General features: G+C 26.8%; 19 protein-coding genes. 18 read left to right on the top strand and 1 reads right to left on the bottom strand.

Features of this window, described 5'->3' with window-relative positions:
* The 18 genes from proS to lpxB all read left to right on the top strand — a co-directional run bounded on the left by proS (position 1) and on the right by lpxB (position 18,464).
* Positions 1–1,335, top strand: a complete 1,335-nt coding sequence (gene proS / locus ABXT63_RS02615; RefSeq protein ID WP_415321598.1) for a proline--tRNA ligase — start codon at positions 1–3, stop codon at positions 1,333–1,335.
* Positions 1,332–2,564, top strand: a complete 1,233-nt coding sequence (locus ABXT63_RS02620) for a lipoprotein-releasing ABC transporter permease subunit (protein ID WP_415321600.1) — start codon at positions 1,332–1,334, stop codon at positions 2,562–2,564. The genes proS and ABXT63_RS02620 overlap by 4 nt, the downstream gene beginning before the upstream one ends.
* Positions 2,557–3,243 carry an ABC transporter ATP-binding protein gene (locus ABXT63_RS02625; RefSeq protein WP_415321602.1) on the top strand — a complete coding sequence of 229 codons (687 nt, stop codon included), beginning with the start codon at positions 2,557–2,559 and terminating at the stop codon, positions 3,241–3,243. The genes ABXT63_RS02620 and ABXT63_RS02625 overlap by 8 nt, the downstream gene beginning before the upstream one ends.
* Positions 3,227–6,643 carry a DNA polymerase III subunit alpha gene (dnaE, locus tag ABXT63_RS02630; protein WP_415321604.1) on the top strand — a complete coding sequence of 1,139 codons (3,417 nt, stop codon included), beginning with the start codon at positions 3,227–3,229 and terminating at the stop codon, positions 6,641–6,643. The genes ABXT63_RS02625 and dnaE overlap by 17 nt, the downstream gene beginning before the upstream one ends.
* A gap of 129 nt (positions 6,644–6,772) precedes the next feature.
* Positions 6,773–7,594, top strand: coding sequence for a 30S ribosomal protein S2 (gene rpsB, locus ABXT63_RS02635; protein ID WP_415321606.1), 822 nt, complete (start codon positions 6,773–6,775; stop codon positions 7,592–7,594).
* A gap of 1 nt (position 7,595) precedes the next feature.
* Positions 7,596–8,447: a translation elongation factor Ts gene (gene tsf / locus ABXT63_RS02640; protein WP_415321608.1), complete on the top strand. Its 852-nt coding sequence runs from the start codon at positions 7,596–7,598 to the stop codon at positions 8,445–8,447.
* Complete coding sequence (frr, locus tag ABXT63_RS02645) at positions 8,448–8,999, top strand: ribosome recycling factor (RefSeq protein ID WP_415321610.1); 552 nt, start codon at positions 8,448–8,450, stop codon at positions 8,997–8,999. It abuts the gene before it with no gap.
* Positions 8,996–9,673: a polyprenyl diphosphate synthase gene (uppS, locus tag ABXT63_RS02650; RefSeq protein WP_415321612.1), complete on the top strand. Its 678-nt coding sequence runs from the start codon at positions 8,996–8,998 to the stop codon at positions 9,671–9,673. The genes frr and uppS overlap by 4 nt, the downstream gene beginning before the upstream one ends.
* Positions 9,673–10,329, top strand: a complete 657-nt coding sequence (locus ABXT63_RS02655; protein ID WP_415321614.1) for a phosphatidate cytidylyltransferase — start codon at positions 9,673–9,675, stop codon at positions 10,327–10,329. Before uppS ends, ABXT63_RS02655 begins: the two co-directional genes overlap by 1 nt.
* Positions 10,326–10,865, top strand: a complete 540-nt coding sequence (locus ABXT63_RS02660; RefSeq protein ID WP_415321616.1) for a hypothetical protein — start codon at positions 10,326–10,328, stop codon at positions 10,863–10,865. Before ABXT63_RS02655 ends, ABXT63_RS02660 begins: the two co-directional genes overlap by 4 nt.
* Positions 10,798–11,493 carry a hypothetical protein gene (locus tag ABXT63_RS02665; RefSeq protein ID WP_415321618.1) on the top strand — a complete coding sequence of 232 codons (696 nt, stop codon included), beginning with the start codon at positions 10,798–10,800 and terminating at the stop codon, positions 11,491–11,493. The genes ABXT63_RS02660 and ABXT63_RS02665 overlap by 68 nt, the downstream gene beginning before the upstream one ends.
* 6 nt (positions 11,494–11,499) lie before the next feature.
* Positions 11,500–13,740: an outer membrane protein assembly factor BamA gene (gene bamA / locus ABXT63_RS02670; RefSeq protein ID WP_415321619.1), complete on the top strand. Its 2,241-nt coding sequence runs from the start codon at positions 11,500–11,502 to the stop codon at positions 13,738–13,740.
* On the top strand, positions 13,740–14,270 hold the full coding sequence (locus ABXT63_RS02675; RefSeq protein WP_415321621.1) for an OmpH family outer membrane protein: 531 nt from the start codon (positions 13,740–13,742) through the stop codon (positions 14,268–14,270). Before bamA ends, ABXT63_RS02675 begins: the two co-directional genes overlap by 1 nt.
* A gap of 2 nt (positions 14,271–14,272) precedes the next feature.
* The gene (gene fabZ / locus ABXT63_RS02680) at positions 14,273–14,722 is read left to right on the top strand and encodes a 3-hydroxyacyl-ACP dehydratase FabZ (RefSeq protein WP_415321623.1); all 450 of its coding nucleotides are present in this window, start codon (positions 14,273–14,275) and stop codon (positions 14,720–14,722) included.
* A gap of 56 nt (positions 14,723–14,778) precedes the next feature.
* Entirely contained in the window at positions 14,779–15,759 is a 981-nt protein-coding gene (gene lpxD / locus ABXT63_RS02685) for a UDP-3-O-(3-hydroxymyristoyl)glucosamine N-acyltransferase (protein WP_415321625.1), read from the top strand.
* Positions 15,756–16,538 carry an acyl-ACP--UDP-N-acetylglucosamine O-acyltransferase gene (gene lpxA / locus ABXT63_RS02690; protein WP_415321627.1) on the top strand — a complete coding sequence of 261 codons (783 nt, stop codon included), beginning with the start codon at positions 15,756–15,758 and terminating at the stop codon, positions 16,536–16,538. The genes lpxD and lpxA overlap by 4 nt, the downstream gene beginning before the upstream one ends.
* Before the next feature lies 1 nt (position 16,539).
* Positions 16,540–17,331 (top strand): UDP-2,3-diacylglucosamine diphosphatase LpxI domain-containing protein, encoded by a 792-nt coding sequence (gene lpxI, locus ABXT63_RS02695; protein WP_415321629.1) that lies wholly within the window; start codon positions 16,540–16,542, stop codon positions 17,329–17,331.
* Positions 17,328–18,464, top strand: a complete 1,137-nt coding sequence (gene lpxB / locus ABXT63_RS02700; RefSeq protein ID WP_415321631.1) for a lipid-A-disaccharide synthase — start codon at positions 17,328–17,330, stop codon at positions 18,462–18,464. The genes lpxI and lpxB overlap by 4 nt, the downstream gene beginning before the upstream one ends.
* On the opposite strand, the gene gltX is transcribed toward lpxB, so the two are convergent.
* Positions 18,441–19,841 carry a glutamate--tRNA ligase gene (gene gltX, locus ABXT63_RS02705; protein ID WP_415321633.1) on the bottom strand — a complete coding sequence of 467 codons (1,401 nt, stop codon included), beginning with the start codon at positions 19,839–19,841 and terminating at the stop codon, positions 18,441–18,443. The genes lpxB and gltX overlap by 24 nt on opposite strands.
* Positions 19,842–19,850: the final 9 nt, after the last annotated feature.

Consider the following 19,850-nt stretch of genomic DNA (forward strand, 5'->3'; position numbering starts at 1 on the left):
ATGTACATTTCAAAATCGTTCATACCAATATTAAAAAATAATCCTTCAGAAGCAAAAATTAAATCACACCAATTAATGCTAAGGGTAGGAATGATAAAACAATCTTCCGCAGGTATTTATTCATGGTTACCATTAGGCTTTAAAATAATGAAAAAAATTGAACAGATAGTTAGAGAAGAACAAAACAAAATTGGTGCTCAAGAAATACTGATGCCAACTATTCAGCCTAGTGATATTTGGAAAGAAAGTGGTCGTTATGATGATTACGGAGATGAAATGCTTAGAATTAAAGACAGACAAGGAAGAGAGATGCTTTATGGTCCAACCAACGAAGAGTTAGTTACAGATATATTTAGATCAAGTGTTAAATCTTATAAATCATTACCTCAACTATTGTATCACATACAATGGAAATTTAGAGATGAAGTTAGACCAAGATTTGGAATAATGCGTGGTAGAGAGTTTTATATGAAAGATGCATATTCATTTGATGTAAACGATGAAGATGCAGCTTTCTCTTATAATAAATTTTTTTTTTCTTACTTAAAAACATTTAAAAGGTTGGAACTTGCAGCCATTCCGATGGCAGCTGATACAGGACCTATAGGCGGAAACCTTTCTCATGAATTTATTATTTTAGCAAATACCGGTGAAAGTAAAATTTTTATGGACAAAAGAGTTTTTGATTTAGATGGTGAAGGCTCAATAATGGATAGAAAATCTTTAGAGGATTTAAGAAAAAAATATGAACAATACTATTCTGTTGCTGATGAAAAATTTGATAAAGATGAGTTTGAAAAAAAAGTTTCTGAAGAAAATAGGCTGATCACTAAAGGCATTGAAGTAGGCCATATCTTTTATTTTGGAGATAAATATTCAAAAGCTTTAAATGCGTCTGTAGATCTTCCAGGTGGAAAAAAAGATTTTGTTAAGATGGGCTCATATGGCATTGGTGTGTCAAGGTTAGTAGGTGCCATCATTGAAGCTAAATATGATGACAAAGAAGAAATTATGAAATGGCCTTTTTCTGTAGCACCATATGAACTAGCTATAATTCCAATGATCAATAAAAACGATACATCTGCATTAGACAAAGCTACAAAACTTTTTAAACATTTTAAAAGTAATAATATTGATTCAGTCATTGATGACATGGATGAAAATCTTTCATCTAAAATTAAAAAATTTAATTTGATTGGTGTTCCTTATCAAATAATTATCGGTAAAAAATCAGAAGGTGATTTATTTGAATTCAAAGAGATTGGAAAAGATCCTAAGAACTTAACCATAGATCAAATAACAAAAATTTTAACAGGACTAAAAGAAAAAAATTGATTTCTACATTAGAAAAAGAGATTACATATAGATATCTAAAAACCAGAAAACAAGATGGCTTTTTAAATATCATCTCTATTTTTTCATTTATTGGAATAAGTTTAGGTGTTGCTGTGCTAATTATTGTGATGTCTGTTATGAATGGTTTTAGAACAGAACTAATTAATAAAATTGTAGGATTTAATTCCCATGTAACAGTTAAGCCATACGAAAAGTCAATTAATTTAGAAAAATTAAATGATAAAATTTTGAAAGTAATTTCAAAAGAATTAATACTTAGCAATTCTGGTGAAGCGATTGTTATTAGTAAAGACTACACTAAAGGTCTAGTTTTAAGAGGGTATAATAGTAAAGATTTTGCAAAACTTGATGTTGTTAAAAAAGGAAACTTAATTGGTAAATCCAATAAACTATCAAGAAATTCTATTTCAATAGGTAAAGAACTAAGTTTTAATTTAGACCTAAGTATAGGTGATAGAATATCAGTTATGTCTCCAGTTGGTATTGAAACAATTATTGGTAGTTTACCCAAGCAAGAAACATTTACTATAACCTCGATTTTTGATAGTGGTCTGGCAGATTTTGACGCCAATATAGCATTTATAAATATTGATTCACTGGAAAGCTTCTTTGATTTTGAGAAAAAAAATAGATACTTAGAAATATATCTAAATAATCCATCTAACATTGATAAAATAAAAATACAGATTCAAAAAATATTTGATAATGCGTTTGTATACACGTGGGCCGATATAAATAGCTCCTTATTTTCAGCATTAAAAGTTGAAAGAAATGTAATGTTTATAATCTTATCTTTAATTATTATTGTAGCAGCTTTTAATATTATTTCAGGACTTACAATTTTAGTAAAAAATAAAACTAAAGATATAGCAATACTTAAATCTATTGGTGTATTGAACAAATCTATTATAAAAATATTTTTTTTAGTTGGGGTTATAATTGGAACTACTGCAACTTTCTTTGGGATTTTTTTAGGAGTGATATTTTCTTTATATGTTGAGAATTTAAGAGAATTTTTAAGTAATACTTTTAATATTAGTCTGTTTCCTGAAGAAATTTATTTTTTAAGCACAATGCCTTCTGAAATTAATCCATCATCAATTTTCATTATTTCATTGTGTTCAATTTTCATAACTATCATCGTTTCAATTTTTCCAGCAATAAAAGCATCAAAGTTGGATCCAGTTAAAGGCTTGAAGTATGAATAATTTTATATTATTAAAAAAAATTACAAAATCTTTTTCTAACAATAAGAAAATAAATGTTTTAAAAAAGATTAATTATTCATTTAAAAAAGGTAAAATTTACTCTCTTATGGGTCCATCAGGATCTGGAAAATCTACACTGCTAAATATTTTGTCAATGATAGACAAACCTACAAGTGGATCTTTGTTGATTGATAATGATGCAATAGATTTTGATAATAATACTAATAATGATAAAATTAGGTCCAATAAAATTGGTATTATATATCAACAAAATAATTTGCTTCCTGACTTTACAGCATTAGAGAATGTTTATCTTGCAGGGTTAGCATTAAATAACGATAAAAATAACTCAATTGAAAAAGCCAAAAAAATGATAAAAAAAATGGGACTTTCATCTCGAGAGCATCATTTTCCATCAGAGTTATCGGGGGGTGAGATGCAAAGAATTGCAATAGCTAGAGCACTCATAAATGAACCTGAAATTATATTAGCAGACGAACCCACTGGAAGTCTTGATCAAAAAACTGCAAAAGAAGTTTTTGCTACTTTGTATAATTTAAAGAATAAAAATAGATTAATAATTTATGCAACTCATAATAGATTTTTTGCTAATATGGCTGATTGCAAATTAGAAATGATTGATGGTAATATAAAAACTATCAATGCCAGAATCAAATAATCAAAACTTTAATCATCTAAAGATCCACACACAATATTCAATTTGTGAAGGTGCAATTAAAATTGATAATTTAAAAAATTTTTGCAAAGAAAACAAAATACCTTGCTTAGGGATTTCCGATACATCAAATTTATGTGGTGCACTAGAGTTTGCAGAGAATATCTCTAAAGTTGGAACGCAACCAATTATTGGTACACAAATTTATTTTAAATTTGAGGATACTACTGGATTGCTTCCCTTAATTGCTCTAAATGAAAAAGGATACAAAAGGATTATTGAACTCTCTTCTAGATCCTACCTTGAAAATGATGCTCTTTCTGAACCTCATTTAGATATTAAGGAACTCCTAAAAGACACAGAGGGTGTTTTAATATTGTCTGGAACGATCCAGGGGTTATTTGGTAAATTATTTCAAAAAGGTCGTTTGGAGGAGATAACAAAAATATATAAGATTTTATCATCAAAATTTAATGACAACTTTTATTTAGAAATACAGAGACACGGTGATCAAAATGAAATTGCTTTTGAAAAATTTAATTTGCAACAATCTTCAAAAATCAAAGTAGCAATTATTGCAACTAATGAAGTTTACTATCTAACAACTGATATGCATGAAGCACATGATGCACTAACCTGTATTGGCTCCAAAACTTATGTTAATGAAAAAAACAGAATTAAGTACAGCAATCAACACTATTTTAAATCTAATGAAGAAATGTCTGAATTATTCTCAGATCTTCCAGAGGCTTTAGAAAATAATTTGAACCTACCATTCAAATGTAATTTTAGACCACAATTTTCTAAGCCTGTGTTGCCAAATATCAGCTCTGAAAAAGAAGGTAGTGCTGATGAAATACTTAAAAAGGACTCATTAGATGGGTTGAAAGAAAAATTTCAAAAAGTTTTTAAGATTGAAGTAAATAATTTAGATAATAATGAAAAATTTTTCAAATATAAAGACAGATTAGATCATGAGCTAAAAATCATCATTGAAATGAAATATCCTAGTTATTTTTTAATTGTCTCTGATTACATTAAGTGGGCTAAGAATAACGATATTCCAGTAGGACCTGGTAGAGGATCTGGAGCAGGCTCACTTGTTGCATGGTGCCTGTCCATTACAGATGTTGATCCAATAAAATTTAATTTGATATTTGAAAGATTTTTAAACCCCGATCGTGTATCGATGCCTGACTTTGATATAGATTTTTGTGAGGAAAAAAGAGATCTAGTTTTCAAGTACTTAACAACAAAGTATAAAGATAGTGTTGCTCACATAATCACTTTTGGTAAATTAAAAGCAAGAATGGTTATTAGAGATGTAGGTAGAGTTTTAGGTTTTCCTTATGGTTTTGTTGATAGTATTTCAAAAATGATCCCATTTGATCCCTCTAGACCACAAAGCTTAGCTGAATGCATTAATAGTGAGCCACGACTTCAAAAACTAGTTAACGAAGATCCTCGTGTAAAAAAATTAACTGATCTTTCTTTAAAACTAGAAGGTTTGAATAGAAATGTAGCAACTCATGCTGCTGGTGTTGTAATTGCTGATAGGAAATTAACAGAAGTTGTCCCTTTATACAAAGATGCGTCTGCTGATTTATTATTACCATCCACACAATTTGACATGTATTCAGCAGAAAATGCTGGTTTAATTAAGTTCGATTTTTTAGGTTTAAAAACCTTAACAGTAATTAATAGAACTCAAAAATTAATTAATAAGAAAGTTGAAAACTTTAAAATTGAAGATATTGATTTTGAAGATAAAAAAGTTTTTGAACTTTTATCGTTGGGTAATACAGTTGGGTTATTCCAAGTAGAAAGTGCTGGTATGCGTGAAGCGCTATTGCAGATGAAACCCAACCATATTGAAGATATCATTGCATTAGTTGCTCTTTATCGTCCTGGACCTATGAGCAATATTCCAATTTATAATGATTGTAAGCATGGAAAACAAACGCCAGATTATTTACATCCACTACTTGAGGATATTCTGAAACCAACATATGGAGTTATTATTTATCAAGAACAGGTAATGCAAATTGCTCAAAAACTTTCTGGATTTACTGCTGGTGAAGCTGATATTTTAAGAAGAGCTATGGGGAAAAAAAAGAGAGCTGAATTAGAAAAGCAAAAACTAGGCTTTATTGCAGGTGCTCTTAAAAATGGAATTAGCAAAGATGTTGCTGCAAGTATTTTTTTAAAAATTGAACCTTTTGCAGAATATGGTTTTAACAAAAGTCATGCGGCTGCATACGCAATCATTTCTTACCAAACTGCATTTCTAAAAACTTATTATCCAAAAGAATTTTTTGCAGCATCAATGACAATGGACATATCAAATCAAAATAAACTTGGAGAATTTTATGAAGAACTTAAGAGAATAAATATCAAGGTTATAAGACCTGATATTAACAAATGTTATGCAGACTTTCAATTTGATGAAAATAACTTTTATTATGCATTAGGTGGAATTAAAAGTGTTGGGTATGAAGCAATATCAAATGTTGTTAAAGAAAGAATTAAACACGGTGATTTCAAATCAATAAATGATTTTTTAAATAGAGTTAACCCTAAAGATATAAATAAATTGCAATTAGAAGGACTAGTTAAAGCTGGTGCTTTTGATAATATACTTAATAATAGACAAGCCTTATTTAATTCAATACCAAATTTTATTCTTAAAATAAAAAATATTTTTGAAAATAAAGCAGCAAATCAAATTGATCTCTTTGCTTCAGATGAAGAGCAGGATAATGAAATAGTTCTAAATATTAAAGATTGGAAATTTGAAGATCGATTATCTAGGGAATTTGAAGCTATTGGCTTTTTTATATCAGACCACCCATTAAACCAGTTTAAAGAAATTTTTGATGATTATAAAATAGTCGATTATAAAAAATTTAATCTGGATGATGATATAAAAGATGCAAATATTGCTGCAACACTTTTAAAAATTACAGAAAGAAAAACAGCTAGAGGTAACTCATATGGTGTAATCAAATTCACAGATTTAACGAGTGTTTTTGAGCTTTTTATTTTTTCAGACATATTGGAATTAAATAGAGATGTTCTTATAGAAGGTAACTCACTAATTATTACCTTAATTAAAACTATCTCTAATGACGAGAATAAATTTAAAAGAATTAATGTTCAAAAAATAGCTTCACTTAAAAATCTATTTAACAAACCAGTTAATGAAATTATATTTAGTATTAACTCGGCTAAAGATATCAATAAAATATCTGATTTAGTAAATGCTGAGGGTTCTACAGAGGTAAAAATAAATATTAAAGATGAAAATAACGATATTACCTTCAAACTTAAGAATAAACGCTTTATTGACAGAAAAGCTATAAATATCCTAAGAAAAAATGATATTTCAACCATTATTCAATAAAAAAGACTTGTTTATTTGACAAATAATTTGTAAATAACTCTTAAATTAAATTAACACGCACACAGTTTGTGGTTTTATACCTCCGGTCCTTAAATGGAAATTACTGTGGTGGCTTAACCGGGAATAAATATGAAAATACCAAGTCTAACTATCCAAGAATTATTAGAAGCAGGCGTTCACCTAGGTCACAAGACCTTAAGATGGAATCCAAAAATGAAAAAATACATTTTTGGTAAAAGAGACTCTATTCACATTATTGATTTAACTCAAACCTTAGAATTAACAAATGTAGCTTTGGAAAAAGTTTATAATACGATTGCTAATAATGGTAAAATTCTTTTTGTATCTACTAAAAAACAAGCATCAGAAGCTATAGCTGAAGTTGCAAAGGAAACAGGGCAATATTTTGTAAATTACAGATGGCTAGGCGGAATGTTGACTAACTGGGGAACAATTTCTGGATCAATAAAAAAAATGAAAAAATATGAGGCTGACTTAGTATCTGAAAATAGAGGGTTCACTAAAAAAGAACTTCTTAAAATGAGTGTAAAGAAAGATAAACTTGAAAGATCATTAGGTGGAATTGCTGAAATGAAAAAAATACCTGATTTAGTATTTATTATAGACACTAATTATGAATCATTGGCTATAGCAGAATCAACAAAATTAGGCATACCAATTTGTGCTATTTTAGATAGTAATTCAAATCCAGATGGAATTGATTTTCCAATTCCTGGTAATGATGATGCTAGAAGAGCAATAGACCTATACTGCAATCTATTAAAAGAAACTATCGAAAATGCAAAAAAAGCGTTACCATCCAAAATAGAGGAAAAGCCTAAAGTAGAAGATATTAAACTAAAAGATAAATCTACTAAAACTGTTCAAGAGTTAGACAGAGAAAAACTGGATGCTAAATTTTCAAACAAAGACAAGGAAAAATTAAATTAATATGAGTGATATTGAAAAGGTAAAACAATTAAGAGAAGCAACAGGTGCTGGTTTTAAAGATTGTAATCAAGCAGTAAAAGAATCTAGTGGAGATTTAGATAAAGCAATAGAAATCCTAAGAATTAAAGGAATCTCTAAAGCTTCTAAAAAAATGTCTAGGGATGCAAAAGAAGGCGTTATAGCAACTTCAGGAGATGAAAATAAAATTTCAATCATAGAGTTAAATTGTGAGACAGACTTTGTTGCTAAAAATGATGATTTTATTTCTTTTGCAAAAGAACTAAGTGATTTAAACAATAAAAATGATTCTGATTTAGATAAGTTAAATAAATCTAGCATGTTAAGTGGTCAAACTGTTGAAGATAGTCTTGTTTCATTAATTTCAAAAATGGGTGAAAAAATTACAATTGGTAAAGTAAAAACATTTAATAAGTCTGGAGCTAAAAATTTTAATTATTTGCACACTGTAGTTAAAGATAATTTATCTAAATTATCTGTTATAGCATCTATTGAGACATCAGATGATAGTGAAGTAGTTAAGTCTTTTGGTAAACAACTTTCAATGCATATAGCTGCATCTAATCCTTTAGCCTTGAGTTCTGATTTAATTGACAAAGATGTCCTAAAAAAAGAACAAGATCTTATCACTGAAGAACTAAAAAACTCTGGCAAACCCGAAGACATTGCACAAAAGATTAGTTTAGGGAAATTGAATAAATTTAAGGAAGATAATGCGCTGTTAACTCAAGCTTGGGTTATGGAACCTAAAAAAAAAGTTCAAGATATAATAAAAGATCTTAACATTACAGATTTAAAGATTAATGATTTTTATAGAATTAAAATAGGTGAATAAATGTTTATCGATAAAACTTACAATCAAAAAATGGATAAAACCATTGAGGTTTTCACAAAAGAATTAACATCTTTAAGAACTGGTAGAGCTAATGCAGCTATGTTAGACCTTGTTAAGGTTGACGTTTACGGTCAAATGATGCCATTAAGCCAAGTGTCAAGCATTACAACTCCAGATGCTCGAACAATCAATATCCAAGTATGGGACCTTAATAATGTTCCATTAGTTGATTCTGCTATAAAAAAATCTGAACTTGGCTTAAACCCTCAAATAGATGGTCAACTAATTAGATTACCCGTTCCAGATTTAAATGAAGAAAGAAGGGCTGAAATTAAGAAAGTAATTAAGTCTATTGGTGAAAAATGTAAGGTTTCAATTAGAAATATAAGACGTGAAGCTAATGATGAATTAAAAAATTTGCTTAAAAGCAAAGATATTAGTGAAGATGATGAAAAGAAGTTTGAAAAAACTGTACAAACTTTTACAGATGAACACATTAAAACAATAGATCAAAAGGTTGAGGCTAAAGAAAAAGAAATAATGACCATATGAACCCAGTTAAACATATTGCCATTGTTATGGATGGAAATGGAAGATGGGGTCTAAAAAAAAAAGGTTCAAGAAATTTAGGACATAGAGCTGGATTGAATGTAATTGAAGAAATTATAGAAGAAAGCATAAAACAAAAAATTAAGTATCTTACCCTTTTTACTTTCTCAACAGAAAACTGGAAAAGGCCAAATAAAGAAATATCTTTCTTGTTTAATTTATTAGAAAATTTCTTATTAAATAAAATTCCAAAACTAAATAAAAATAATATCAAGCTAAAAATTTTTGGTAGTAAAAAAAAATTCACTAAAAATTTACAAGAATTATTGAAAACTTCAGAATATAAAACAAAAAATAATAAAGGTTTACAAATTAATTTAGCATTAAATTATGGCTCAAAAGAAGAAATTTTAGAAGCTATAAAAATTTTAATTAATCAAAAAATAAAAATTACAGAAAAGAATTTAACAAATCAATTATATTCAAAAGGAGTCCCTGACCCAGACATACTAATTAGAACTGGCAATACAAATAGATTAAGTAATTTTTTATTGTGGCAATTAGCTTACACAGAAATTTTTTTTGAAAAAAAAATGTGGCCTGATTTTACAAAAAAAGATTTTAAAAAAATTATTGATAAGTTTAAAATATTGAAAAGAAATTTTGGAGCAATTTAATGTCAGTAGAAATTAAAAAAAGAATAATTACTTCATTTTTTTTAATCACTTTATTATTTCTAATGTTCTATTATTCATATGTATTAATCATAAGTATAATATTTTTGGCCATTATTGCCTGGATAGAATTTTATGCTCTAATATCTAAAATTTTTAAAAAAAATGATTTTAATGGAAAATTATTTAGATTTTTTGCAAAAGCCACTTCTTTATTTTATTTAATGTTGATTGTTTTTTTAATTTTTACTCATTTAGAATTAAAATTTCATATTTTTTTTTTGCTGGCAATTTCTATTTGTTCAGATATTGGTGGTTTAGTTGTAGGTAAACTATTTAAAGGTAAAAAATTATCAAAAATTAGCCCAAATAAAACGATATCAGGATCAATTGGCGGACTTTTACTCTCTTTAATATTAATTCCATTTTTTTATTCACATTTAGATTTTAATAATTTGTATTTATTAAGTGTATTCACAATTATTATATCTATGACTTCCCAATTCGGTGATCTATTTATTTCTCTATTAAAAAGAAAAGCTAAAGTAAAAAATACTAGTGATTTACTTCCTGGCCATGGAGGTATCCTAGATAGAATTGATGGCATGATCTTTGCTACACCTGTTGGAATTATTTTATTAAATATCTTTATTATATGAAAAAAAAAATTGTTGTCTTAGGATCAACAGGGTCAATTGGAAAAACATTTTTGAATATTATCAAAAAAGATATTTATAATAATGAGATTTATCTTTTATCAATAAATAAGAATATCAAAGAACTTTCGAATCAACTAAAATTTTTTCGTGTTAAAAACATTATAATTAATGATAAAAAAAGTTTTATTAAAATTAAAAAAAAATTTAGAAATAAAAAAATTAATATTTATAATAATTTTAATTGTTTTGGAAAAATATTTAAAAATATTAAAATCGACTATACGTTAAATGCTATTTCTGGGTTAGCAGGTTTAAAACCTACATTAGAAATAATTAGACATTCAAAAAAAATTGCCATAGCAAATAAAGAATCCATTATTTGTGGATGGCCATTGATTAAAAAAAATTTAGTTAAGTATAAAACTAAATTTATTCCAATTAACTTCAGAACATTTTTCAATATGGGCTTTGCTCAACAATATAAACCCAAAAAATATAGAAAAGGTTTTTATTACAGCATCAGGTGGGCCTTTTAATAAATACCCTTTAACAAAATTTAAAAATATAACAATTAATCAAGCACTTAAACACCCAAACTGGCAAATGGGTAAAAAGATCACAATTGATTCTGCCACTCTAATGAATAAAGTTTTTGAAATTATTGAAGCAAAAAAAATATTTAATTTTAAATATAATGAATTGAATATATTAGTTCATCCCAACTCTTATGTTCATGCAATTGTGAAATTTAAAAATGGATTAACTAAGATTTTAATACATGATACAAATATGAAAATTCCTATTTTTAATTCATTTTATTCAAACTTCGAAAAAAAAATTAAAACTAAGAATCTTGATTTAAATATTTTGAATAATCTTGATTTTAAGAATGTTAATTTAATTAAGTTTCCAGTTGTCAAAATTCTTAAAAACCTTCCTCGTAAAAACTCTTTATTTGAAACCGTTATTGTCAGCGCCAATGACAAATTAGTTGAATTATTTTTACAAAAAAAAATATCTTTTCAAAATATATCAAAAATTTTAATTAGTTTTGTTAATGCTATGGAATTTAAAAAATATAAAAAAATTAGTCCCAAAAATGTGGACCAAATCACTAAATTAAGTGAATATGTAAGTTTAAAAATAAAGAATATGGATATATAATTAATTATGATCCGAACAATATTTAAAATTATTATTTTATTAAGTTTATCTCTATCTTTATCTTTTGCTGAGACTGTTAAAGATATTAAAATTTATGGAAACAAAAGAATCTCTCCAGAGTCAATAATTGTTTTTGGTGAAATTGATATAAATGTTGAATATACAAATGACCAGTTAAATGAAATTTTAAAAAAAATTTATAATACGAATTTTTTTAAAGAAGTTGATGTAAAAATAAAAGATTCAATTCTTGTAATTAACGTTAATGAAAACCCAATTATTGAAGATGTTCAAATTAATGGCATTAAAAGCGAAAAGTTAACGGATGTTCTTTATGATAAGATAAATTTAAAAAATAGAAAATCTTATATAGAGTCTCTATTTTTAAATGATTTAAATCTAATTAAAAATATAATTAAGAACTCAGGATATTATTTTGCAGAAGTAAAAACTAACTCAATTCTAAATAAGGAACAAAATTCTATTAGATTAATATACGATATAGATTTAGGCAAAAGAGCAAAAATTCAAAAAATAAAATTTATAGGTGACAAACAGATAAAAGATAGAAAACTTAGAAATATCATAACTTCAGAAGAGTCTAAATTTTGGAAATTTATATCTCAATCTGTTTATCTTAATTATGATAGGATTGAACGTGATAAAAGACTTTTGACTAATTATTATAAGAATAATGGTTATTATAATGTTAATATAACTAATTCATTTGTGGAATTTAGTAATAATAACGCATTTAATTTAACATTCAATATAGATGCTGGTGAAAAATTTACTTTTAAATCTCTAAATTTAATTTTATCTGATGATTATGATAGTAAATATTTTACTGAAATAAAAAATTCATTAAATAAGTTAATAAATAAAGATTATTCCCTCTATAAAATAGAAAAAATATTACAAGAAGTTGATAAAATTGCACTTACTAAACAATATCAGTTTATAGATGCTTTATTAGAGGAAAAGATTATTGGAAAAAATGAATTAGATATAACTGTTAGATTACAGGATAATGAAAAATATTATGTTGAAAAGATTAATGTCTATGGAAACAATTATACAATTGAAGAAGTAATTAGAAACACTTTAATTGTAGATGAGGGGGATCCGTATAATGAAATTTTATTTAATAAATCTTTGAATATATTAAAATCAAAAGGTATTTTTTCAAAAGTTAAATCTGATATAGTTAAAGGTTCTAACGAAAATTTAAGAGTAATAAATTTAACAGTAGAAGAAAGACCAACTGGTGAAATTTCTTTAGGAGCTGGTGTTGGTACTTCAGGTGGAACCATTGGTGGTGGCATAAAGGAAAATAATTTTTTAGGCAAAGGTATTAAACTTAAAACAGATTTACAATTAACTGCTAATTCAGTTAAAGGTAGTTTTATTTATGAAAAACCAAATTTTAATTATTCAGATAATTCTTTGTTTACTTCTGTAAGAAGTACATCATCAGATAATATTGCTGATTTTGGTTATAAAACATCAGATTTAGGTGTTAGCCTTGGTACCTCTTTTCAACAGTTTGAAAATTTATATTTCAGACCAGAAATTGATGTCTCTTATGAAAAATTAACAACAACAGCTGATGCTTCAACTTCTATTAAGAAACAAGAGGGAAATTATTTTGACACATATTTTATATATTCGTTAGATTATGATTTAAGAAATAATGGCTATCGTCCAAGTGAGGGCTATAGAAATATTTTTTACCAAGAATTACCCATTGTTTCTGATAATAATGAATTAGTTAACTCTTTTGAAACATCTAGGTATCAAAAAATTTCAGCAATGATAACAAAAACTAGTTTTTATTTCAAAACCGTAAATACCCTAAATGATGACGATGTAAGAATTTCAAAAAGATTATTCATGCCTGCTAGTAAATTAAGAGGGTTTGAAGCGGGCAGAATTGGTCCGATAGAAAACCAAGACTTTGTAGGAGGAAATTATGTATCCGCGGTTAACTTAAGTGCTACACTCCCAGAATTTCTTCCTGCTTTTCAGAATTTAGACTTTTCCATTTTTCTTGATGCCGCAAATGTATGGGGTGTAGACTATGATAAGGCACTAGAAACTAACAATAAAATAAGGAGCGCAACAGGTGTTGCAATGGACATTTCGACACCTGTTGGCCCTTTAAACTTTTCTATATCACGGCCAATAACAAAAAATTCAACTGATAAGACAGAAACTTTTAGATTTAATTTAGGAACAACATTTTAATGATTACAAATAGATTTTTAAAATTAATTTCTATTATTTTTATACTCACTTATTCAAACATAACACTTGCAAATAATCCTATTTATTTTGTAGACATTAATTTTTTAATTAATAATTCTTTAGCTGGAAAATCAATTTCAAATCAACTAGAGACAAAAAATCTATTACTACAAAAAAAGTTAACAAAATTAGAATTAGCATTAAAAGATGTAGAGCAAAACATTAAAAGTCAAAAAAATATTTTGAGCGAAGATGAAATTAATAAAAAAATTCAATCTTTTAATAAAGAAGTAGAAATTTATAAAGGTGAAAGAAAAAAACTGATTAATAATTTAACAAAAAGTAAAAATCTTGCTCAAAAAGAACTTAATACCTCATTGATTAAAATAATTTCTGCCTATTCAAATAAAGAAGGAATTTCCTACATTATTCATAAACAAAGTATTATTATTGGAAAAACTGAACTTGACTTAACTAAGAAGATTTTAAAGATTTTAGATTCCGAAATTAAAAACATAACTTTTAAATAAACATGAATATTTCATTAAATAAAGATCAAATTATAGAATTACTTCCTCATAGAGAGCCGATGTTATTAATTGATAAATTAATAAATATTAAAAAACTTTTCTCAGCTACAGCCATTGTAAATGTTAAAAAAAATAGTTTTTTTGTTCAAGGTCACTTTCCTGATAATCCTGTAATGCCAGGCGTTTTAATAGTGGAGGCATTTGGTCAAGCTGCAGCAGCATTAACTGCTCATGGCATAGATAGAGAAACTTATGAAAACAAACTTGTTTTTTTAATGGGTATAGAAAAGGCAAGATTTAGAAACCCTGTAGTGCCTGATTGTAAACTAGAACTCAATATAGAGGCTATACGCTCCCATGGGAGAGTCTGGAAATATAAAGGTGAAGCTTTTGTTGATGGAAAAAAAATGGCAGATGCAATATGGTCAGCAACTATTGTAGATAGAAAATAATTAGTAATAATTCTTGATAAGTAAATTATCAATAATTTTGTTAAAAACAATTATTGATGATTAATCTTTTTTTTGAAAACGCTGGTCCATTTACAATTAATAACTTATTAAAATTAGCTAAAATAGATAATAAAGAGATTTTTGAAAATAACTCGATTTTTAATATTAAAGATTTACTTACTGCAGAAAAAAATGACATTACTTTTTTTCATTCAAAAAAATATGAAGACTTAGCATCTAAAACAAAAGCATCATTCTGTATTACTAAAAAAAATTTATCATCTATTTTACCCAAAAGTTGCAATGCTATAATTGTTGATAATGTATTAATTGCTACTGCAAAAATTACAAAAGTACTTTATCCTAATTCCACCACAGATGATTTTGATATAACAGTACAAAATATTGAGGAAACTTCTTTTAGGAAAACAATCCAATACGGACATAATGTGTTAATTGGAAAAAATGTAACTATAGGAAATGAATGTTTGATAGGTCATAATTCAATTATTGAACGGAATGTTATTATTGGAAATAACTGTTCAATAGGATCAAATGTTATCATAAGAAATACGATAATTAAAAATAATGTGCATATCTTAGATAATTGTGTCATTGGAAAAAAAGGATTTGGTTTTTTCCCTGATAAAGAAAAAAATTATAGATACCCACACATTGGAATAGTTATTATAGAAGATAATTGTGAAATCGGATGTGGCTCTACTATAGATCGAGGTTCACTATCAAACACTACCATAGGTAAGAATACATATTTAGACAATCAAGTTCATATAGCTCATAATAATAAAATAGGAGATAACTGCATAATCGCAGGTCAAGTTGGTTTTGCAGGTAGCTCAACAATAGGTAACAATGTGATGATAGGTGGCCAAGCGGGGATTTCTGGTCATTTAAAAATAGGTAATAATGTCCAAATAGCTGGTGGCAGCGGTGTAATTAAAAATATACAAGATAATTCAAAAGTTATCGGTTACCCGGCAAAAGACTTAAAACAATTTATTAAAAATAATAAATGATTCATAAAACCTCAGTAATTGATACAAATGCTAAAATATCTGCCAGTGTAAAAATTGGTGCGTTCTGTGTAATTGGTCCAAATGTTGAAATTGGTGACAATACAATTATTCATTCACATGTAAATATTTCTGGAAACACAATAATAGGAAAAGATAATAAAATCTTCCCATTTGCTTCAATTGGTAATGCCCCTCAAGATTTAAAGTATAATGGTGAAAAAACAAAACTTAAAATAGGTGATAAAAATACTATTAGAGAGCATGTAACAATAAACCCTGGAACAGCTGATGGTGGTGGACTTACTGTAGTTGGTAACAGTTGTTTATTAATGATATCCTCACATGTAGCACATGATTGCATCATTGGAGATTATGTCATACTTGCTAATAATGTTCCATTAGGGGGTCATGTAAATATAGGAGATAGTGTAATTATAGGAGGCAACTCAGCAGTTCAACAATTCACTAGAATTGGTAAAATGGCAATGATTGGTGGTATGACTGGCGTTCTAAATGATGTAATTCCATATGGTTTATCAATTGGAAATAGAAATTTTCTTCAGGGTTTAAATCTAATAGGTTTAAGAAGAAAAAATATACCCAACAAAGAAATTCTTTCACTATCTGAAGCTTACAAAGAAATATTCAAGACAGATAAATTAACTGACAATCTAAGGAACTTAAATTCTTCATTTAAAGATAATTTATTAGTTAAAGATATAGTAGAGTTTATTAATAAGGATAAGAAACGTCCAATTTGCACACCATTTTCAAAATAAGATGATAGGATTATTTTTTGGTGATAATGATTTCCCTAAAAAAATACTTAAAAAGATTAAGGAATTAAATAAAGCCTATTTTATTATTGATTTATCTAAGAATAAAAATTTTAAAAAAGATAATAATTCATATCAAATTTCAATAGGACAATTTGGAAAAATTATAAGACTTATTAAAGAAAAAAAATGTAAAAATGTACTCTTTGCTGGAAAAATTAATAAACCAATTTTTTCAAAACTTAAATTAGATCTTAAAGGGTTATATTACATACCCAAAATAATTAGAGCATCTAAATTAGGTGATGCAGCAATTTTAAACACAATAATAAAGGTGTTAGCAAAGGAAAAGATAAAAGTAGTCAGTTCTATTAAATACAATCCAGAGCTAACCTTAGCAAAAGGCAATTATACAAAACTAAAACCGAATAAAAATGACCACACTTTTATTGATAAAGGCATTAAATCGTTACTTAGTTTGAATGCGTACAATCATGTTCAAGGTTTAGTTATTAGAAATTCTAAAATAATTGCCACAGAAACATTCAAAGGAACAAAAAAAATGCTTCATTCAATAAAAAAATCAAATAAATTCTATAGCATACTTATTAAATTTCCCAAAAAAAAGCAAGATTTAAGAATAGATTTGCCTACAATTGGTCTAGACACATTAAAAGATTGTAAAAAAGTGGGTGTTGTTGGAGTTATATTAAAATCAAAGCAAAATATTTTTATGGATAAAGATAAGTGCATTAATTATGCGAATAAAAATAAGATGTTTATAACAATTAAATGAAAAAAATTTTTATAGTAACAGGTGAGCCTTCTGGAGATAAGTTAGCTTCAATTGTTATATCTAAACTCAAAATTAATAATCCAGATATAGAATATTTATGTGTAGGTGGAACTCATCTTAACTCATTAGGAATAAAGTCTATTTTTAAACTTAATGAAATTACCTATATAGGCTTTACAGGCGTTATATTGAATATTTTTAAAATAAGAAATAGGATTAACAAAACAGTAGATGAAATTATTAAATTTAATCCAGACATTTTATTTAGTGTTGATAGCCCAGACTTTAGTCTTAGAGTTGCTGAAAGAGTTAAAAAAATTAATAATAAAATTAAAACAATTCATTATGTGTCACCACAAATATGGGTATGGAGAGAAGGTAGGGTAAAAAAGTTTAAAAATTTTTTAGATCATGTTCTCTTGTTATTTAAATTTGAAAAGAAATATTATGATAAAGAAAATATTCCAAGTACTTTTGTTGGTCATCCTTTACTCGAAAAAAATATTAAAAATAAAACAGATTTAGCAAGCTTAATTCCAAAAGATAAAAAAATTATATCTTTGTTTGCTGGTAGTAGATTATCAGAGACTGATTTACTTTTACCTATCTTAATTGATTTTATCAAGATAATGAACAAAAAATCTCATAATTATCTCTTTATATTTCATGCAACAGAAGCAAATAAAGTTTTAATAAATGAGAGGTTAAAAATTTTAAATTTAAATAATACAGACATGGTTTCTGATGAAAGTATAAAGGCCCAAATTTTATCACACTCTATTTTCGCTGTTTCAAAATCTGGTACAGTCTCATTAGAAATTTGTAATGCGAAAGTTCCATCAATTATAATCTATAAGATGAATTTTTTAAACTTTATGATTGTTAAGTTTTTAGTAAAAATTAAATATGTAAATATTATAAATATCATTAATAATAAAGAGATCATCCCAGAGTTGATCCAAAACGAATGTAATGCTAAAGAAATTTATAAGTCTTTAATGTATTTGTTAAAGTACCCAAGCTTAATGGAAAAACAAATTAAAGATTGTCAAATAACTTTAGACGAAATTAGATCAAACACATCTTCATCTAGTGAGGCATCTTCAATTTTAGCTAAGTATCTTATTTCCTAATCTTTTGATAATTTCCTCTTTATCTAAAGATATAATTATATCATAAAGGCCAGGACCAAATTTTGATCCAGTTAAAGCTACTCTTAAAGGTTGTCCAATACCCTTAAAATTTGTTTTATTTTTATCTATTAAATCTCTCATAATAGGCTCTAAAATCTCTTTGTTGATATTTTTCAATTCTTTAACTTTAATTGCAAACTCTGATATTATTTTTTTTGCCTTATCATCAATAAGTTTCAAATCTTCTACATTAAAACTAACATGATCAGATATTATATATTTAGCATTATTATATATATCCTCCAATGTTTTGGCTTTATTTTTAAGAAAAGTTAATGATATTTTAAGTTTTTTCTCTTTCTCGGTCAAAATTTTTTCTTTATATAATTCACAATATTGTACAAAATGATTATACAACTCCTCTTCACTAATATTTTTTATATAATACTCATTCATTGATAGAATACGGCTTATATCTAACTTTGAGGGTGATTTCCCTATACCTTCAAAATTAAAGTATTTAATACTTTCTTCTAAAGTAAATATTTCTTTGTCTTTATAAGACCAGCCTAATCTTAATAGGTAGTTTCTTAGAGCATCTGGCATTATTCCAATTTTAGAATAGTCATCAAATGTTGAGGCATTGTCTCTTTTGGATAATTTTTTACCTTCTAATGTATGAATTAATGGGATATGTGCAAATGACGGCAAGACCCATTTCATTGATTGGTATATTTGTATTTGTTTAAAACTATTTATTTTATGATCATCTCCTCTAATAATATGCGTCATATTCATTTTATGGTCATCAACAGTAGCTGACAAATTATATGTTGGAGTCCCATCATTCCTTAAAATAATAAAATCTTCTATAGTTTTATTTTCTACTTTAACATCCCCTTGTACTAAGTCTTTGAGCACTGAAAAACCTTCAATTTTACTTTTAAACCTTACAACTGGTTTAATATTTTTTGGAGCGTCACTTTTATGCAATTCTCTACATTTTCTACTGTAGATATAAGGTAGTTTTTTTTGTTTAGCTCTTTTCTTCTGTTCTTCTATCTCTTCAGTAGAACAGTAACATTTATAAGCATGCCCATCATTAAGCATTTGATCTGCAACAGCAATATGATCATTTATTTTGGTTGATTGAATATACAAATCTCCATCATATTCTATACCAATCCATTTTAAAGATTCTATTATTTGAATTTTATGTTTATCTTTAGATCTTTCCTTATCTGTATCTTCAATTCTTAAATGAAAGCTGCCTTTTTTATTTTTTGAATATAACCAGCAAAATAAAGCAGTTCTTACACCACCAATATGTAGAGCTCCAGTGGGAGAGGGAGCAAATCTTGTTGCAACATTAGACATGTGTGATTT

It is taken from the genome of Candidatus Pelagibacter sp. Uisw_092, assembly GCF_047729545.1.
Classification (GTDB): domain Bacteria; phylum Pseudomonadota; class Alphaproteobacteria; order Pelagibacterales; family Pelagibacteraceae; genus Pelagibacter.

Excerpts from the sequence above, each read along its gene's own strand:
- proS (WP_415321598.1), top strand. The coding sequence starts at position 1 with ATGTACATTTCAAAATCGTTCATACCAATATTAAAAAATAATCCTTCA.
- ABXT63_RS02625 (WP_415321602.1), top strand. The coding sequence starts at position 2,557 with ATGAATAATTTTATATTATTAAAAAAAATTACAAAATCTTTTTCTAAC.
- dnaE (WP_415321604.1), top strand. The coding sequence starts at position 3,227 with ATGCCAGAATCAAATAATCAAAACTTTAATCATCTAAAGATCCACACA.
- rpsB (WP_415321606.1), top strand. The coding sequence starts at position 6,773 with ATGAAAATACCAAGTCTAACTATCCAAGAATTATTAGAAGCAGGCGTT.
- tsf (WP_415321608.1), top strand. The coding sequence starts at position 7,596 with ATGAGTGATATTGAAAAGGTAAAACAATTAAGAGAAGCAACAGGTGCT.
- frr (WP_415321610.1), top strand. The coding sequence starts at position 8,448 with ATGTTTATCGATAAAACTTACAATCAAAAAATGGATAAAACCATTGAG.
- uppS (WP_415321612.1), top strand. The coding sequence starts at position 8,996 with ATGAACCCAGTTAAACATATTGCCATTGTTATGGATGGAAATGGAAGA.
- ABXT63_RS02655 (WP_415321614.1), top strand. The coding sequence starts at position 9,673 with ATGTCAGTAGAAATTAAAAAAAGAATAATTACTTCATTTTTTTTAATC.
- ABXT63_RS02660 (WP_415321616.1), top strand. The coding sequence starts at position 10,326 with ATGAAAAAAAAAATTGTTGTCTTAGGATCAACAGGGTCAATTGGAAAA.
- bamA (WP_415321619.1), top strand. The coding sequence starts at position 11,500 with ATGATCCGAACAATATTTAAAATTATTATTTTATTAAGTTTATCTCTA.
- ABXT63_RS02675 (WP_415321621.1), top strand. The coding sequence starts at position 13,740 with ATGATTACAAATAGATTTTTAAAATTAATTTCTATTATTTTTATACTC.
- fabZ (WP_415321623.1), top strand. The coding sequence starts at position 14,273 with ATGAATATTTCATTAAATAAAGATCAAATTATAGAATTACTTCCTCAT.
- lpxD (WP_415321625.1), top strand. The coding sequence starts at position 14,779 with ATGATTAATCTTTTTTTTGAAAACGCTGGTCCATTTACAATTAATAAC.
- lpxA (WP_415321627.1), top strand. The coding sequence starts at position 15,756 with ATGATTCATAAAACCTCAGTAATTGATACAAATGCTAAAATATCTGCC.
- lpxI (WP_415321629.1), top strand. The coding sequence starts at position 16,540 with ATGATAGGATTATTTTTTGGTGATAATGATTTCCCTAAAAAAATACTT.
- lpxB (WP_415321631.1), top strand. The coding sequence starts at position 17,328 with ATGAAAAAAATTTTTATAGTAACAGGTGAGCCTTCTGGAGATAAGTTA.
- gltX (WP_415321633.1), bottom strand. The coding sequence starts at position 19,841 with ATGTCTAATGTTGCAACAAGATTTGCTCCCTCTCCCACTGGAGCTCTA.